General features: G+C 38.8%; 18 protein-coding genes. All 18 read left to right on the forward strand.

What is annotated here, in order from left to right:
• Positions 1-24 precede the first annotated feature (24 nt).
• Positions 25-615 (forward strand): nuclease-related domain-containing protein, encoded by a 591-nt coding sequence (locus Q7O90_RS00940; protein WP_304126334.1) that lies wholly within the window; start codon positions 25-27, stop codon positions 613-615.
• Positions 616-660: 45 nt separating this feature from the next.
• Entirely contained in the window at positions 661-1704 is a 1044-nt protein-coding gene (locus Q7O90_RS00945) for a hypothetical protein (protein ID WP_304126336.1), read from the forward strand.
• 31 nt (positions 1705-1735) lie between these two features.
• Positions 1736-2551 carry a hypothetical protein gene (locus Q7O90_RS00950; RefSeq protein ID WP_304126339.1) on the forward strand — a complete coding sequence of 272 codons (816 nt, stop codon included), beginning with the start codon at positions 1736-1738 and terminating at the stop codon, positions 2549-2551.
• A gap of 123 nt (positions 2552-2674) precedes the next feature.
• A complete protein-coding gene (locus Q7O90_RS00955) occupies positions 2675-3499 on the forward strand; it encodes a 4Fe-4S binding protein (protein ID WP_330667019.1) in 825 nt (274 codons plus the stop codon).
• A gap of 137 nt (positions 3500-3636) precedes the next feature.
• Entirely contained in the window at positions 3637-4308 is a 672-nt protein-coding gene (locus Q7O90_RS00960) for a response regulator transcription factor (RefSeq protein WP_273134570.1), read from the forward strand.
• Positions 4309-4315: 7 nt separating this feature from the next.
• On the forward strand, positions 4316-5215 hold the full coding sequence (locus Q7O90_RS00965) for a sensor histidine kinase (RefSeq protein WP_304126346.1): 900 nt from the start codon (positions 4316-4318) through the stop codon (positions 5213-5215).
• Positions 5216-5323: 108 nt separating this feature from the next.
• A complete protein-coding gene (locus Q7O90_RS00970) occupies positions 5324-6079 on the forward strand; it encodes an ABC transporter ATP-binding protein (RefSeq protein WP_298573095.1) in 756 nt (251 codons plus the stop codon).
• 11 nt (positions 6080-6090) lie between these two features.
• Entirely contained in the window at positions 6091-8055 is a 1965-nt protein-coding gene (locus Q7O90_RS00975; RefSeq protein ID WP_330667020.1) for an FtsX-like permease family protein, read from the forward strand.
• Positions 8056-8187: 132 nt separating this feature from the next.
• Positions 8188-9486: a bifunctional folylpolyglutamate synthase/dihydrofolate synthase gene (locus Q7O90_RS00980; RefSeq protein WP_304126356.1), complete on the forward strand. Its 1299-nt coding sequence runs from the start codon at positions 8188-8190 to the stop codon at positions 9484-9486.
• Positions 9479-10036 (forward strand): GTP cyclohydrolase I FolE, encoded by a 558-nt coding sequence (folE, locus tag Q7O90_RS00985; RefSeq protein ID WP_304126359.1) that lies wholly within the window; start codon positions 9479-9481, stop codon positions 10034-10036. The genes Q7O90_RS00980 and folE overlap by 8 nt, the downstream gene beginning before the upstream one ends.
• 8 nt (positions 10037-10044) lie before the next feature.
• Positions 10045-10605 carry an HD domain-containing protein gene (locus Q7O90_RS00990; protein ID WP_304126362.1) on the forward strand — a complete coding sequence of 187 codons (561 nt, stop codon included), beginning with the start codon at positions 10045-10047 and terminating at the stop codon, positions 10603-10605.
• 55 nt (positions 10606-10660) lie between these two features.
• Positions 10661-11473, forward strand: coding sequence for a dihydropteroate synthase (folP, locus tag Q7O90_RS00995; protein ID WP_304126365.1), 813 nt, complete (start codon positions 10661-10663; stop codon positions 11471-11473).
• Positions 11474-11542: 69 nt separating this feature from the next.
• Entirely contained in the window at positions 11543-12361 is an 819-nt protein-coding gene (gene folK, locus Q7O90_RS01000) for a 2-amino-4-hydroxy-6-hydroxymethyldihydropteridine diphosphokinase (RefSeq protein WP_304126368.1), read from the forward strand.
• 167 nt (positions 12362-12528) lie between these two features.
• Complete coding sequence (locus Q7O90_RS01005; RefSeq protein WP_304126371.1) at positions 12529-13014, forward strand: RNA polymerase sigma factor; 486 nt, start codon at positions 12529-12531, stop codon at positions 13012-13014.
• Positions 13011-13733, forward strand: a complete 723-nt coding sequence (locus Q7O90_RS01010; protein WP_304126373.1) for a zf-HC2 domain-containing protein — start codon at positions 13011-13013, stop codon at positions 13731-13733. Before Q7O90_RS01005 ends, Q7O90_RS01010 begins: the two co-directional genes overlap by 4 nt.
• 150 nt (positions 13734-13883) lie before the next feature.
• Positions 13884-14861, forward strand: coding sequence for a flavodoxin family protein (locus Q7O90_RS01015; RefSeq protein WP_304126376.1), 978 nt, complete (start codon positions 13884-13886; stop codon positions 14859-14861).
• Between the two features lie 204 nt (positions 14862-15065).
• On the forward strand, positions 15066-16622 hold the full coding sequence (locus Q7O90_RS01020; RefSeq protein WP_304126379.1) for an ABC-F family ATP-binding cassette domain-containing protein: 1557 nt from the start codon (positions 15066-15068) through the stop codon (positions 16620-16622).
• 12 nt (positions 16623-16634) lie between these two features.
• On the forward strand, positions 16635-16907 hold the full coding sequence (locus Q7O90_RS01025) for a glutaredoxin-related protein (RefSeq protein WP_304126381.1): 273 nt from the start codon (positions 16635-16637) through the stop codon (positions 16905-16907).
• Positions 16908-16996: the final 89 nt, after the last annotated feature.

The following is a 16996-nucleotide window of genomic DNA, read 5'->3' on the forward strand; positions in this document are numbered from 1 at the left end:
GTAACACATAGAGATAAACCTATCATGAATTATATTTTTGAAATCATATTACTTGCAATAATTGTAATAATACTGATAATAATTATTTGGCTCAAGGGAGATCTTGCACAATCCGGCCAGAAAAGAGCCGGCATAAGAGGCGAGAAGTTCACTAGTAAGCTGATACGAGAAACTCTGCGTAATGACGACACTCTGCTCTGTAACGTAAGTATTTCCTTTGAAGGAAAAAAGACTGAGATAGACAATGTGATTCTAAATAAACGAGGCATTTACATAATCGAGGTTAAGAATTACGTCGGGATAATCACAGGTGGGCTTAATGACTATGAGTGGAGCAAGACGAAGACTACAGCTTCTGGTAATGAGTATACGAGTGTTGTTAAGAATCCTATAAACCAAGTAAGACGGCAAGTTTACTTACTGGCTAATTACCTAAAGGCAAATGGTATAAATATATGGGTAGAAGGGTATGCATTTCTAGTAGAGGGTAATAGCCCCGTACAGAGTGCATATATATTGCATGATCAAAAGGATATCGATGCGGCCATTCATCTAAGAACTAACAATAAATTAAGTTCTCAAACACGCGAGAAGATTATAGAACTTCTATCTTAGATTAAAGTTGTATTAACAATGTTATATGAAAGAGGCAATTGCTATATGAAAAAAATATATTCATTAGGATTGATAATCGTATTAATTATGATATTGTGCTCTGGCTGTATTCTGCCTGACGGGGAGCCATTAACGACCGAGAGTGTAACAAAGCAGGTCCAAGAGCGTTACGGTGCAGGTAAGGTTAAAGTCAAACAGCTTGACAAGAAGACTTGGGAAATTTCACCTACTGATTATCCTGATATCAAGTACACTATTAAACAGAAAATTGGTCATGGAGGTGTAATTCCAGTCCCTGCATACACGGATGATGATAATAGAATGAAAGTATTAGGTAAAATTGTCCTGCCTAAGTTTTTCAGCAGAAAAGAGATAGAAAATATAGAATTTTCAGATTCGATAATTAAGTATAAATGCAATGTAAAAAATGATCAGGATGTTGAAGTGCTGTGCTCTAAGCTGCAGGCAATGTGCGAATACATGAATGAAAACTATGGTCCTGTCGTTAAGGATGCATATGTTACGGCTTGTTTTAAGGAGCCACGGGGAGTTGTTCCAGTTGTTGCCAAGTATAAAAAACCAGCGATGCGAGATAAAATTAGCAAGTCTAAAATTATTTCGTATTTAGACTCTAAGTATGGTAGTGGAACTTACACATTCAGAAAAGTTCCATCAGATGAAGTTTCGCATGAAGGTGAAGTAGAGGTAAAACTGAATGATTATCCGGATATGCCTTTCTACCTTGCAACCAGTACTAAGCCGGGTAAGCGAGGTCAGCTGACAGACACACTGTACATAGATATGATATATAATTTGGCATCTAAGTTTCCAGCGAGTGAATATGATTCTTCAAGCTATCTAGAAGTAAAAGGAGAAGAGAATCTTGATGGAGAAAGATACTATGGAGTTCTTCTAAGGCGTTACTTCAAATGGGGTGATGAGACAGGTGTTATCGAAAATATGCAGGTGACTCGTAAGGCTCTAAGGTCGTATTTGGATCAGTATCCGGTAGTTAATTACTCGGACTATCCGGAGAACAAGCATGCGGTGAAAACACCTATTTGTATGAAGATATCTGTACAGTTTTAATATATAAGTAATATTATTAAGGAGGATATATATGGGTTTTGATATTAGCTATCATCCTATGAGCAGAACGCAGATGGAGGAGTGGTACTTTGCTCCGCTCAAGGCTCTTAGAGATGGAGATGAGAGTGTTCTAAATTCTTTAATAGAATCACAAGGAGAGGAATTCTTTCACGAAAAGTTTGTTGATCACATGAAATACTTCACATCGATAGATGAAGGAGAGCCATCGGAAAAGGGACTTCTATACGGATTACCTATAATCGGTGGATTCTTCCGTGACTATCAGTATGTACGCGGTGCTGCTTTTTCGTTTGTAATAGAAAGATATCCCGAGATGGATAGATACCGCACCCCTTGGTCTGAAGTGCTCCCTTCATGGCTTCCTGCTCCTAGTAACGACTTGATTGAGGAGAATTACTCTGCAGGCATATTCATTGGTCCTGATTATGTAAAGGAACTACTAAGAGATATAGAAAGTGATGATGGAGTCCGCAGCATTCTTACAGAATCGTTTGGACCGGACAACCTCGGGGTATTTCAGTTTGCTTTACAAGATGCTGCAAATACAGATAGTGGTCTTATAGAGGCAACCGAAGTAATGGAGGTTCAACCATTTGACTTAAATAGATCGACTTGCTATTCAGATATACGATTCTGCGATCCTCGAGGAGCTCTTATATACCGTGAGGTGGCTTTAGCACAGGTTAGAGAAGCGACTGGTATGAATGATGATGAAATAGCTGAGAATGTCGTATACAAGAAGACTGATCATGAGGTACCAGAAGAGGGTGCTCCTAAGCCAGAGAAAAAGAAGGGACTTCTATCAAAGCTGTTCGGTAAGAAGTAGTAAATTGTATAAATAATCATTTTGAATAAAAGGTTATGCACTCGTTGAGAGATTGACGTTACTAGTGTTATCATACATTAGTAACGTCATTTTAAATTATATGAAGGTACAAAGGGGGAAGAGGTGAAAAAATACTGGCTACCAGTGCTGATGCTGGTTACATTTGAGACGATAGCAGTGACGCTGTGGCTCGCTAAAGACAATTTGTTTTATCTTCTCAATTTCAGCTATATCGGCATTTCTATATTCATAGGGCAGATGTTATTTATATGTAGGTATAAACACGCAAGGCGTATTGTGCAGCTACTTATCGGACTATATATGCTCATCTATCTTGGACTCATAAATAACGAGAACATGCAAATAGAAGGCTTCTGGTACTACTTGTTCACCGGCGTATTTGAGGCAGCTACGATTCACTATGCTGTGGCGAAGATCTTCGGACCCCTTATATTCGGTAGAGGCTGGTGTGGTTATGCGTGCTGGACTGCAATGGTGTTAGACTTCTTGCCGTATAAAGTGCCGTCTAGACCACGAAGGAAAAGGGTAGGATGGATTAGATACTTTACCTTTGTAGCAGCGTTTTTCTTTGTAGCGGCGTTATTTCTAGCTAAAGTAGGTAACATCGAACGAATAATGTTCTTTACGTTTATAATCGGAAATGCGTTATATTACGCAGTTGGAATAGGTATGGCATTTGCATTTAAGGATAACCGAGCATTTTGTAAGTACGTCTGTCCGATAACTGTGTTCATGAAACCGATGAGCTACTACTCACTAGTCCGAATCAAGTGTGATACTGATAAGTGCATATCATGTGGCAAATGCAAGAAGGTTTGCCCGATGGATGTCGAGATGACGGACAATTCCAGGAAAAGGGCGAATGGTACAGAGTGCATACTCTGTATGGAGTGCGTTAAGGTGTGCCCTGTTAATGCGCTTAAATAAGTAAGAATTTAAAAAAGAACTTAATGATATAGCCCTTGAAATTATACGACTACAGGGCTATTTTTTATTATGAAAGCATGAATATAGTGCAAATACATCTCAAGAATAGATATCTCATGATAATAGGAGTATAAAGCATGTTTAGAATATTAATTGTGGAGGATGATAAAAACATCAGTTCAATCATAAGCGAAGAACTTTCCCAGTGGGGATACGAGACTCGTGGGATTGATAACTTTAATGATGTATATGATGATTTTAAAGAGTTTGAGCCAGATTTAGTTCTAATGGATATTACACTTCCTCAGTATAACGGGTTTTATTGGACGCAAAGGATAAGACAAGAATCTAATGTTCCTATAATTTTCATTTCATCTCATTCAGAATCGATGGATATGATTCAAGCGATTCAGTTTGGAGCGGATGATTATATTACAAAGCCTATTGATATTGCAGTTACCAGGGCTAAGATACAGGCTGTACTTAGAAGAGCTTATGATTACACGGTGGATTCCGAAAAGATAACATATGGAGAATTGACTTTAAATCTGTCTGCCGCACTGCTTGAAGGTAAGGACGTCACAGTTGAACTAACTAGAACAGAGCTGCTGATACTTGAAAGTTTGTTTAATATGAAAGGACAGATAGCCAAGAGAGAAGACATAATTAATCACTGCTGGCAAGGTGATGACTTTATAGATGACAATACACTTGCTGTAAATATGACGAGGCTAAGAAAAAAGTTAAACGGAATTGGCTTTGAAGATTTAATTCAAACAAAAAAGGGCATTGGGTATTTCTTAAGGTAGAGAGAATATGAGTAAAGTAAGCGATTTTTTAAAAAATGAATATAAGATAATTTCAACGTTAATCTACACAACAGGTGTTTTCGGAATAGTCTTTGAATTTGCAAATTTCAAACGTGAATACTTTTGGCTTGGAGTAAAAGGTGTTGCTTTTATTAGTGCGATATTCCTTTTTATCGAATGGATAAACTATACAAGACAAGAAAATTACAAGATAACATCGAAGGAGCTTGAAATAGAAAACAGAAAGCTGTTAAATCAAGCCACAATTGATAGGCGAGAACTTGAAGAATATTTCTTATTATGGGTTCATCAGATTAAGACACCCATAACTGTTTCAAATTTAATATTACAAAAGAGCGAGTTTGAAGATAAGAATAAACTTAAAGAACAGATGTTTTATATCGAAGAATATACTAACATGGCCATAAACTATCTGAAATTGATGGATAGGGATGCAGATATGGATATTACATCTATTAGCCTAGATTCTCTAATTAGAAGTCTACTTAAGAAGTATTCGATACTGTTCATTGAGAAACACATATCCTTAGATTACAATCATATTTCAGCTAATGTTATTTCAGACACCAAGTGGCTATCGATATTGATAGAACAGATTTTAGCAAATGCGATTAAATACACCGAATCAGGAACTATACAGATAACTTTTGAAGAGGATTCAAATACACTTAAAATCCGTGATACTGGAATTGGAATACGTTCGGAGGATTTAGGTAAAATATTTGACAGAGGCTATTCTGGATTTAACGGAAGAATTAATGAAAAATCCAGCGGTCTCGGTTTATATCTAGTCAAAACTATTGCGAATGTAATTAACGTCAAAGTAAATGCTCAGTCGACCTTGAATGTCGGGAGTGTGTTCTCGATTAGATTTCCTTCAAACTAATCTTTCAGAATTGTAAGGTTGTTCTTATCGATTGTCATATTAGATAAATGCAGCGATTGATTACGATATGTAAAATTAGAGCATAAAGAAAAAGGAGTGACTAAAGGTATGGCAATCTTAGAATTAAAAGACGTAAAGAAAACGTATAAAACTAGAAAAGTGACAACAGATGCCCTAAAGGGCGTGAATTTCTCGGTTGATAGTGGCGAATTCATTTCCATAATGGGTGAGTCGGGAGCAGGAAAAACTACGCTTCTTAATATAATTGCCACTCTCGATAGAGCAACCTCAGGATCAGTAATTTTAAATGGACAAGATACAAGTCTCCTTAAGGACAGCGAGATATCTGATTTCCGTAGAAGAGAATTGGGCTTCGTATTCCAAGATTTTAACTTATTAGATCAGTTCAATAATAGGGATAACATATTCCTTCCGCTTGTTCTATCTAATGAAAAAGAGGCTGTTATGAAGGACAGGCTCAGTAAACTCAAATCCGCTCTTGGAATCGGTGAACTTCTTGAAAAATACCCTTATGAAATCTCAGGAGGTCAGAAGCAAAGAATCGCAGTCGCTAGGGGAGTAATAACAAACCCCGCACTTCTTCTTGCTGATGAGCCTACTGGCGCACTAGACTCGCAGTCGTCGGAAAGCCTCCTGAAGATGTTTTGCAAGATAAATGAAGCTGGACAGACCATCATCATGGTTACTCATTCGCTGAGGGCATCATCTTATGCAAAAAGGGTACTTTTTATAAAGGACGGTATCGTTTATCACGAAATCTATCGAGGTGAGAACGAAAGACAAGAGGCGTTCATGGAGCGTATAAATCAGGCTCAATTCATGCTGAATCGAGGTGATAACTAATGACGTTTTCGATGGCAAGAAAGTTTGCTTTTCAAAATTTAAAGGCAAACAGAATTTTGGAGATACCATTTGTATTATCATCTGGAATTATGCTTATGCTTTTCAACATCATGATCTCACTTATCAACAATAAGTATGTTCAGACGAGACATAAAACTCTTCCCGAACTTATCACTATGGGAGCTGTAGTAGTAGGAATTTTTACGATTATATTCGTAATGTACACGACTAATTTTTTACTAAAAAAGCGCAATAAAGAGTTTGCTCTATATGCAATTCTTGGTCTTGAGAAGAAACACATTCGTAAAATCATAAGCATTGAGTTCTTCGTATTATTCTCAATCATAGCGATACTCGGAATGGTGGGAGGTTACATTTTTGGACAGATTTCATTTTTGGGACTCAATAGATTAATGCATGATGTAACGGGCAGAATCATGGATTATCCATTCAGTATAACTGCGATGATTGTATGCTCTATTACTATGCTAGGACTATATTTCATAACTATCGCAAGAAGCAGTTATAGAATATATATGACGACACCCGTGCAGTTACTAGGAAAACAACATAGTGGCGAGGGTGAACCGAAATCAAGATTTGTTTTAACAATTATAGGATTAGTAGCTCTATGCGGCGGATATGGAATTGCCCTAACAACAGAAGGGACGCTTTCCTCACTGGTTAATTTCTTCATAGCATCACTACTGGTTATAGCGGCTACATATCTACTATTCATCTCATTTTCAATTATTATATTGAAGATGCAGAGAAGAAGAAAAAGCTACTTTAAGCCAGAGAAGTTTCTCGGTGTCAGTGGGCTGATTTATAGGATGAAGAGCAATGCAGTATCCCTTGCAAGTATAGCCGTTATGAGTGTTGGTATTATCATCACACTATCAGCTACAGCAACCATCTATTCTAATATTCAGAAAAATGGAGATAGCTTTATCGCATTTTCAAGAGATTACATTCTAACAAGTGATACAGCTGTAGATGAGAATAACTTCAAAGATATTCAGAAAAATCTTGAAAATAGAGTGGGTCAGACTGTTACAGGCAAAGCGAAGATAAAGGACTCTTTTATAGAACTCAGCATGAATCCTGCTGTAGCAAAAAACGGGAATTCATTTGAGACATATACGAGAGATGCGAAAACATCACCGTATTTCATGTTCACGTATGATCTTGATAGTTATAATAAAAAGCTCAATAAAAATATTTCTATTAAAGATGATGAAGTGCTAATGACTTCGAATAGAAAAGGTGCTCTCAATATGAGTAGCCTCAAAATCGGTGACCGCACCTTTAAAGTGAGAGAAATTGATAATAAAATCCTCTCTAGTGCAAATGTAGATAGTTATGCACTTGTTGTAAAAGATCTATCTACTATGCAGTATATAGCTTCTGTACTGAAGACGTATAATATCCAAAATAAAAATATGGAAAATTCTTCGATAAAGTGCAGCATAGAATGGAATGTGTCTGGGATAGATAAGAATTCTTATGATAACAGCCTAAGCAAGCTAAAGAATGATAATGGATATACACTCGAGAGTAGAGCAGAGGCACTAAAAGGATTATATGAACTAAACGGCGGATTCCTATTTCTCGGAGTACTTATCGGCATAATCTTCCTAACTGGAACCATCCTCGTAATCTACTATAAGCAAATAAGCGAAGGTTATGAAGACAGAGAAAAGTATCAGATTATGAAGAAGATAGGACTTAGTGATAATCTAATTAAAAGAACAGGGGCTTCTCAGATTGTATGGATGTTTTATGCACCATTTGTGGTAGCAATCGCACACTGCATAGTGGCATCTAAGATTGTTTATCAACTATTAAAGATGTTCGGGGTAAATCAATTCTCGCAGTATGGAACATACTTCGGCTTGGTAATCGGTGTATTCTTCGTGATATATTTTGTGATATTTAAGATGACATCACGAACCTACTACAAGATAGTAAAATAATTTTGACAGCTTAATGCTGATGCAGAACCTCTCTGTTTTGAACAGGGAGGTTTTTTGTGTTTCGAATATCACTTGATAGAATTCACTAACTGCATTAAAATATATGGAGTTAAAACAAGTTAGGAGCAATAAATGAATTACAAGGAGTCAAGAGTATATCTGGATGAACTATCTAGATACGGAAGTGTACTTGGCCTGGACAGTATGCGCGAGCTACTCCACAGACTGGGTGATCCACAAGATGAGCTAAAGTTTATTCATGTCGCTGGCACCAATGGCAAAGGGTCGATTCTCTCGTATCTATCCAGTATCTTAATTCAAGCAGGATATACCACGGGGTGCTACTTTTCTCCGTGGCTTTTTGAATACGGAGAACAGTTTCAGGTAAATGGTGTTCATATAGCAGACGATGAACTTGCACGTCATACGACAGAGATAGCCGAAGTGATTAGCAGCATGGAGGCGGATGGACTTAATTCACCGACACTATTCGAAGCTGAAACGGCTCTTGCTATGTTATATTTCAAGAGCAGAAGGTGCGACTTCGTAGTATTAGAGACTGGACTAGGTGGCAGAGAGGATGCGACGAATGTCGTAGGTACAACCCTGGTTGAAGTGATAACGCCAATTTCCAAGGACCACATGGCATTTCTTGGAGAGACTATTAGGGAAATCGCCGGTGAGAAAGCTGGCATAATAAAGCCTGATACCATAGCGGTAAGTGCTAAGCAGCATGATGATGCTGAAGATGTGCTAGCTGCTAAGTGCGCTGAACTTGGATCTGAACTCAGAGTGGTTGATGAAGCTGCTATTGAACCGATTTCATATGGAATTGGAGAACAACGCTTTAATTATCGCACGTGGGATAACGTGACCATATCGCTTGCAGGAACGCACCAATTCAGCAATGCATCACTAGCTTTATTGGCAGTAGAGGCGCTAAGAGACAAAGGATACTTCATTTCAGATAAAGCGGTGTATGATGGTCTAAAAGCTGCAAGGTGGGTAGGTAGATTTACGGAACTTTCTAAGGAGCCAACTGTAATTATAGATGGCGCTCATAACGAGGGAGCGGCAATTGCACTTGAGTCATCGATCCGTCAGTATTTTGGAGATAAAAAGGTTATATTGGTAATCGGGGTATTTAAAGACAAAGAGTACGATAAACTGCTCGCACATTTAGTCCCTTTATCAAAGCAGGTTATAACAGTTGAGACACCAAATAACGACAGAGCTATGCCATCGCATGAACTTAGAGAAAAAGTACTCGCTTATTCGGAGAATGCCGAGGCGGCAGACAGCATTTGCCAGGGTATGGAGAAAGCGTATGAATATGCTAGTAAGGATGATGTTATCCTCGTATGTGGCTCGTTATCATTTCTTGGTGATGTAAAAAGGATTGTAGAAAAAAGGGGGACGAACAATGGATAGAGAAAAAATCATGGAAGGGGTAAAACTCATACTCGAGGGAATCGGAGAGGATGTAGAGAGAGAGGGGTTGCTCGAAACACCTGAACGTGTTGCAAAAATGTATGAAGAGTTAGCAGGTGGATACACTGATTCTGCTAGCACACACTTAGTGAAACGCTTTGATGTTGAGAACAATGACATAGTTCTTGAAAAGGACATAGAGTTTTACTCACTATGCGAGCATCACATGCTCCCGTTTTATGGACGCGTTGCTATCGCATACATACCTGATGGCGAGGTAATTGGACTTAGCAAGATGGCTAGAACGGTTGAGGTATTTGCTAAGAGACTGCAGCTTCAGGAGAGAATGACTTCGCAGATTGCTGATGCATTCATGGAGGAGCTAAATCCAAAGGGCGTTATGGTTATGATTGAAGCTGAACATATGTGCATGACTATGCGTGGTATCAAGAAACCTGGAACCAAGACAGTTACGGTTATGGCGCGCGGAAGCTTCGAGAACGATGAATGCCTACAAAATACATTCTTTAGAATGTTAGAGCATAGGTAGTAGATTAAATGGCTTATTCTGTAATAAATATTAATACTTGTAGTGACATTACTTCTAATAACAATGAGTCTATGAAGAGGCTTGAGTCTATCTACCGTGATGAATATTGGCTAAGGTGTATGAAAGAAATTGAATGTGCTGAAGCTAATAGGATTTACTGTAAACATGACTTTATCCATATGATGGATGTAGCTCGCATAGCGTATATTCTTTCGGTTGAAGAGGCTTTATGTATACAGAAGGATGTCATATACGCTGCAGCACTACTTCACGATATTGGACGAAGTAAGGAGTATACTGATGGCATTCCTCATGATGAAGCAGGCGCTAGGATTGCAAAGGAAATCTTGAAGAGGTCATCATACTGCGAAAAGGAGCGAGAAGCGATAATTACTGCAATTCGTGATCATCGAGGTCATTATGAACCCGAAGAGACTAGCGGATTAATAGAGAGACTATCATACGTAATTAAACGTGCGGATAAGGAGTCGCGTCTATGCTTGAGCTGTGATGCACGTGATACCTGTAAGTGGCCAGATGATAAGAAGAATCTGAACATCAAGTACTAATGTGGTTCATTATTGCTAAGTCCACAATAGTTATGTGGAAAGGATAAGGAATAAAATGAAAATTGGAAATAAAAACTTTGATTTAAAAAACGACTGTTACATAATGGGGATCCTTAACTTCACTCCCGATTCATTTTCTGACGGAGGTAAGTGGAACGACATGGATAGTGCGCTGCGTCACGTTGAAGAGATGATTCATGAAGGTGCTACAATTATTGATATCGGCGGTGAGTCGACTAGACCTGGACATATTCAGATTACGGAGCAGGAAGAGATTGAGAGAATCATGCCTGTAATAAAAGCAGTCAAAGAGCGATTTGATGTTCCAGTATCAATTGATAGCTACAAGGGTTCAGTTGTTCTGGCTGCTCTTGAATGCGGAGCTGATATGGTTAATGATATATGGGGATTTAAGTACGATGAGAAGGTTGCTGAGGCAGTAGCAAAGTATGATGTCCCAGTTTGCCTCATGCACAATAGAAATAATACCGAATACACTGATTTTGTTAAAGAGTGGCTAGATGATATGCGTGGTTGTATCGATATCGCTAAGGCTCACGGCGTAAGTATGGACAAGATTGTAATGGATCCTGGATTTGGTTTTGGTAAGAAACCCGAACACAATCTTATAGCTATGCATCACCTAGACAAGATGAAGGAGTTAGAGCTACCGATTTTGCTCGGAACTTCTAGAAAGTCTACTCTCGGGCTGATTCTTGACCTTCCTGTTGAAGAGAGAGTTGAGGCAACAGTTGCAACTACTGTTTACGGTGTGGCTAAGGGTGCGTCTATATTTAGAGTTCATGATGTAAAAGAGAACTATCGTGCGATGAAGACTATGCAGGCAATTCTGAGGGAGCGTATCTAGGATAGGTTTACAAATACTACTTGCTGACCGATAATTTTCAAAGCTTGAACGTACACGAGGAGACGGAATATGTACGATGAGATTAAAATAACTGACCTTGAAGTCTTTGCAAATCATGGGGTTTTCCCTGAAGAGAATACCTTAGGGCAGAAGTTCGTATTTACGATAAAGTTGTATACGGATACTAGACTGGCAGGCAGGACAGATGAGCTAGAGGATTCGATTAACTATGGTGATGTAGCATCATTTGTCACCGAATACACTAAAACTCATACCGTGAAGCTTCTTGAAGCTGCTGCTGAAGAGTTAGCGGAGGCAATGCTGCTCCGATATGATATGGTGAAGGGTGTCTCTGTTGAGATTAAGAAGCCATGGGCTCCGATTGGACTTCCTCTTAGAGAGGCTTCAGTTAAGATTGAGCGCTTCTGGCACAATACTTACATCGCTATCGGATCAAATATGGGTGACAAAAAGGCATACCTTGACTTCGGAGTTAAGAGTATAGGAGAAATTGAAGGGTGCAGAGTTAATAAAGTATCTGAATATATTAAAACAGAGCCTTATGGTGATGTTGAGCAGGATGATTTCTTAAATGGAGCACTGCAAGTTGATACGCTACTATCTCCTAAAGAGCTCCTTAGCGAGCTACAGCAAATTGAACTTGAGGCACATCGCGAGAGGAAGGTGCACTGGGGACCAAGGACTCTGGATCTCGATATTATCATGTATGATGACTGTATAATTGAGGAAGATAATCTTACTATTCCTCATATCGAGATGCATAAGAGAGATTTTGTACTAGCTCCATTAGCTCAGATTGCACCTCATCTCCGCCATCCTGCACTAAACAAGACAGTCATGCAGCTACTTGAAGAGCTTAAAGGATAAAAGCTAAGCTAATTAAATATTTTTCACATATTCTAAGAAAGTCGGTGTTATACTCATGGACTTTCTTTTTTTATTTGAATATATTTAAAATATAAGAGAGTATCTTGTAACGTTTTAGATTAAGCAGAGTCATATATATAGAAACGCAAATACTAAAGGAGGATATGATGGATTTAGACCAGCTATATCGTGAATATTTCACCTCGGTCTATAGATACATTTTCTCTATGTGTAAAGACTCCTTACTTGCCGAAGAGATTACACAGGAGACTTTCTTTAGAGCGCTTAAAAACCTTGATTCGTTCCGCGGAGAATCGAGTGCCAGGGTGTGGCTTTGCCAAATTGCTAAGAATATTTATTTTACTTATGTAAATAAGAATAACCGTCTGTGTGAGTTAAAATGCGATGAGTCAGATAACCTTGTTGGTGACAGTGTCGAGAGCATTATTCTAGACAGAGAACAGTCAGCTGAATTAAGAGCAGCAATCCATGCTTTAGATGAGCCATATAAAGAAGTTTTTATGCTCAGGGTTTATGCCGACTTATCGTTTAGTGACATAGGGTCATTGTTCGGTAAATCTGACGGTTGGGCACGCGTTACTTACCACAGAAGTCGTTTAAAGATAAAGGATAGTTTGGAGGTTTTAAAATGAAGATAAGCTGTGACGTGATTAGAGACTTACTGCCTTTGTATGTCGATGAGGTCTTGTCTAACGATAGTAAAACTCTAGTTGATGAACATATAGAAGAATGTGAAAACTGTAGTGAAGAGCTTAAAAAGTTATCTGTAGATGAAACATATATTAATACGGTCAATAATGAAAATAAAAGTATATATGAATCCCTTAATAGAATACGTAAGAGAATTAGTTTAAAGATACAACTAACAATTTTGATATCGGTCATATTTACAGCAATCGTAGCTGTAGGTGCTTGGGACTATTACGATAATCACAGGATTTATATGCCATACAAAGAGGCGAAAATAAAGTGGGTAAAAGATAGTATGCAAACTAGTGAGAAGTATCGAGACGTTGATCGTGTTATCTCATCTGACGGAAAAACACTCATTCTAGTTTTGAATCGTACACATAGAACTAATAACGATAGCATTTATTCCGAACAAGTAATTTGGAAAGGACCAAATAGGGAGTATTCGTATGAAGATGAGAAGGGAGAAGAAAAGTTAGCTGATATAGAGGAAGTTTATTATATGTCATCAGATGCATGGGAGAGGTATAAGGAAAGAGAGGTTCTTATTTACAACATACCACAAGATGAATTTAATCTTGAAAGATATAAAAGGGAGTTTAATGTAGTTAAACGTAAATCGAAGCTGATATGGACTAAAAGTAATGGGTTTATAGGCTAGCGGTTCATAACATAACAGTTATGATACGTATGTGTATATATCAATTATACAAATGAATCCTCCTATTGTAATATCTAGTTGTAAGCAGTGTTTTGTTTTTAACAAGTGCTTATAAATGGATGATTTATGGTAAATGTTGGGGGATTGAGTATGAAAATTTTAGGAATTTCTCTAGGAACAAAGAACGGTAATAATGACACTATGTGTCGCGTTGCACTTGAAGAGGCAAAGGAGATGGGGTGCGATATAGAGTTTATCCATCTATTTGACTGGAACATCAAGCCATGTACTGGATGTGTCGCTTGTTCAAGAGCTCTCGTAATGGGCAAGGGGATGGTCTGTTCGCAGAAGGATGACTTTGCAGCGCTATATGAGAAGATGACCGATTCAGACGGAATACTAGTTGTAGACCCAATATTTGAGTCAGGTGGTACAGGTATGTTCCATAACCTAATGGATAGAATGGGGCCTGGTCATGATACTGGTTTAATGCTCGGATGTCAGGCAAAGATGATGGAACAGGGCAAGGAGCCACTACCAATGAAGTATTTTAAGCAGAGAGCGATTTCATTCCTCGGAATTGGCGGATCTGACTGGGCTGTGCGTACTGAGACTGATCACGCAATGCTCGCTATGAGCCCTGGCTGGAAGGTTGTGGATAACGATTACTTCTCTTGGTCAAAGGATGTTCTCATGCAGGATGACAAGGTTGCTCGCGTGAAGGAAATCGGAAGGAATCTGGTTGAAGCTGCGAAGGACATCGCAGAGAGAAATCTCATGATTATGGATCCAGAAAACGATAAGCTTGACTATTTCAAGGGTCACAAGGGTGCATGTCCTCACTGTCATGGTAACAACTTCTATATCCACCCAGATACCAACGAAGCTGAGTGCGAGCTTTGCGGACTTAAGGGTGAGCTCGTTATGATGGATGGAGCATTACGACTCAAGTTCGATCCAGCTACTCTTCATCATGCTCACGATATTCTATCTGGAAAAGCATTACATGGTCAGGATATCTTTGAGAACGAAGGTAGACTCATGAACCTATTTAAGGATGAGACTTTCAAAGCGAGAAAAGCACACTATACAGCAGTTTGTGAGCCAACTCCATCGCCTTCAAAATAATAGCTGATTAAGGCGATATGCCAAGCCGTATAACCAACACAATATTCAGATTAGGGTGCCTATGTGTACCCTTATTATTTTGCATAAACTTCTAAATCTTAATATCAGCTTAAGCATTACAATATAGTAGTGATAGTGTATAATTTAGAGACGTGAATTTTGACAATAGATTTATATTTGCATATATAGGAGTGAAAGAGATTAATGAGTATTTTAACTGTTTCAAACGTTTCACATGGATTCGGTGATAGAGCAATTCTTGAGAATGTTTCATTTAGGCTTCTTCCAGGAGAGCATGTCGGTTTAATCGGTGCCAATGGTGAAGGAAAGTCTACTTTTATGAATATAATAACTGGTAGTTTACAACCAGATGAGGGCAAGATTGAGTGGTCCAAGAATGTACGTGTTGGTTATCTTGATCAGCATTCTGTACTCAAGAAGGGCATGACGATAGAAAACGTTCTAGCTAGCGCTTTTGACTATCTATATGATATGGAATCACGTATCACCGAGCTGTATATGTCGATGGCTGATGTGGATGAAGAAACTATGAATTCGTATATGGAGGAAGCTGGCACACTTCAGGAACTCCTAACTGCGCATGATTTCTATATGATCGATGCCAAGGTGAGTGAGGTCGCACGTGCACTAGGTCTAACGGAGCTCGGGTTAGACCGTGATGTATCAGAGCTTTCAGGCGGTCAGCGTACGAAGGTTCTTCTTGGTAAGCTTTTACTAGAGAAGCCTGAGATTTTACTTCTCGATGAGCCGACAAACTACCTCGACGAGGAACATATCGCCTGGCTGACTAGATACCTACAGGATTACGAAAATGCATTTATCCTAATCTCTCATGAGATCCCATTTCTAAATAGCGTAATCAATACTATTTATCACATGTATGAAAAACAGCTTAACAGATACGTAGGCGACTACGATCATTTCCTTGAGGTCTTTGAGATGCAGAAGGCTCAGAGGGAGGCTGCATATAACAGACAGCAACAGGAGATTGCAGAGCTTCAGGATTTTGTAAATAGAAATAAAGCAAGAGTTGCCACTAGAAATATGGCTATGTCACGTAAGAAAAAACTCGATAACATGGAGCTTATTGAGAAAATTGTCGAGAAGCCTAAGCCAGAGTTTCACTTTGAGTACTCCAAGGCGCCTGGAAAGTTTATTTTCACGACTAAGGATTTAGTTATCGGATATGATGAACCTTTATCCTCTCCGCTTAATATTTCCCTTGAGAGGGGGAGTAGAGTGGTTCTCACAGGTGCTAATGGAATTGGTAAGACGACACTCCTTAAGAGTTTACTCGGGCTTATAAGTCCGATCTCTGGAACTTCAGAAAAGGGCTTTGGACTTGAAATCGGCTATTTCGCACAGGAAGACGGAACTGATGATGACAGTACCTGCATTGAGGCTGTATGGAAGGAATTTCCGTCTTATACACAAGCAGAAGTGCGAGCGGCTCTTGCAAAATGCGGTCTTTTGACGAAGCACATTGAGAGCAAGGTTAAAGTGCTGTCAGGAGGAGAACAGGCAAAGGTTAGACTATGTAAAATTCTAAATAGACCTTCTAACTTGCTAGTGCTCGACGAGCCGACTAACCATTTAGATGTAGATGCTAAAGACGAGTTAAAGAGAGCGCTAAACGAATACAAGGGAAGCATCTTGATGGTGTGTCACGATCCGTTCTTCTATGAAGATGTAGCGACAGAGGTGTGGGACTGTACAGAGTGGACCACGAAAGTATTTTAAGAGAGGTGTATAATGATTAAAATTTACGGAATGATTACTTGCCCCGATTGTTCTTATCTTCTAGATCAAATCTCTGGTCTAGAAGATGAATATGAGTATATAGAAATAGGAGAGCATGTGCTTAAGATGAAAGAGTTCCTTAGGATACGAGATTCAAAGGACAACGCAGAAATCTTTAAAGAAGTAAAAGAAGCGGGAGGCGTTGGCATTCCTTGCTTTGTATTAGAAGATGGACGTATATCTCTTGATCCAAGTGTTGCAGGGCTTGAAGCAAACCCCAGATAAGGTGGGGCATAATAGCTCTCACAAAATATGAAATTTTAGACTGTTTGTGATATATTATTAGTATACTTATAGCTTATTTACAGCATTTC

This window comes from Mogibacterium diversum, assembly GCF_938028775.1.
Classification (GTDB): Bacteria; Bacillota; Clostridia; order Peptostreptococcales; family Anaerovoracaceae; genus Mogibacterium; species Mogibacterium diversum_A.

Coding starts and splice junctions, on each gene's coding strand:
- Q7O90_RS00940 (WP_304126334.1), top strand. CDS start 25: ATGAATTATATTTTTGAAATCATATTACTTGCAATAATTGTAATAATA.
- Q7O90_RS00945 (WP_304126336.1), top strand. CDS start 661: ATGAAAAAAATATATTCATTAGGATTGATAATCGTATTAATTATGATA.
- Q7O90_RS00950 (WP_304126339.1), top strand. CDS start 1,736: ATGGGTTTTGATATTAGCTATCATCCTATGAGCAGAACGCAGATGGAG.
- Q7O90_RS00960 (WP_273134570.1), top strand. CDS start 3,637: ATGTTTAGAATATTAATTGTGGAGGATGATAAAAACATCAGTTCAATC.
- Q7O90_RS00965 (WP_304126346.1), top strand. CDS start 4,316: ATGAGTAAAGTAAGCGATTTTTTAAAAAATGAATATAAGATAATTTCA.
- Q7O90_RS00970 (WP_298573095.1), top strand. CDS start 5,324: ATGGCAATCTTAGAATTAAAAGACGTAAAGAAAACGTATAAAACTAGA.
- Q7O90_RS00975 (WP_330667020.1), top strand. CDS start 6,091: ATGGCAAGAAAGTTTGCTTTTCAAAATTTAAAGGCAAACAGAATTTTG.
- Q7O90_RS00980 (WP_304126356.1), top strand. CDS start 8,188: ATGAATTACAAGGAGTCAAGAGTATATCTGGATGAACTATCTAGATAC.
- folE (WP_304126359.1), top strand. CDS start 9,479: ATGGATAGAGAAAAAATCATGGAAGGGGTAAAACTCATACTCGAGGGA.
- Q7O90_RS00990 (WP_304126362.1), top strand. CDS start 10,045: ATGGCTTATTCTGTAATAAATATTAATACTTGTAGTGACATTACTTCT.
- folP (WP_304126365.1), top strand. CDS start 10,661: ATGAAAATTGGAAATAAAAACTTTGATTTAAAAAACGACTGTTACATA.
- folK (WP_304126368.1), top strand. CDS start 11,543: ATGTACGATGAGATTAAAATAACTGACCTTGAAGTCTTTGCAAATCAT.
- Q7O90_RS01005 (WP_304126371.1), top strand. CDS start 12,529: ATGGATTTAGACCAGCTATATCGTGAATATTTCACCTCGGTCTATAGA.
- Q7O90_RS01010 (WP_304126373.1), top strand. CDS start 13,011: ATGAAGATAAGCTGTGACGTGATTAGAGACTTACTGCCTTTGTATGTC.
- Q7O90_RS01015 (WP_304126376.1), top strand. CDS start 13,884: ATGAAAATTTTAGGAATTTCTCTAGGAACAAAGAACGGTAATAATGAC.
- Q7O90_RS01020 (WP_304126379.1), top strand. CDS start 15,066: ATGAGTATTTTAACTGTTTCAAACGTTTCACATGGATTCGGTGATAGA.
- Q7O90_RS01025 (WP_304126381.1), top strand. CDS start 16,635: ATGATTAAAATTTACGGAATGATTACTTGCCCCGATTGTTCTTATCTT.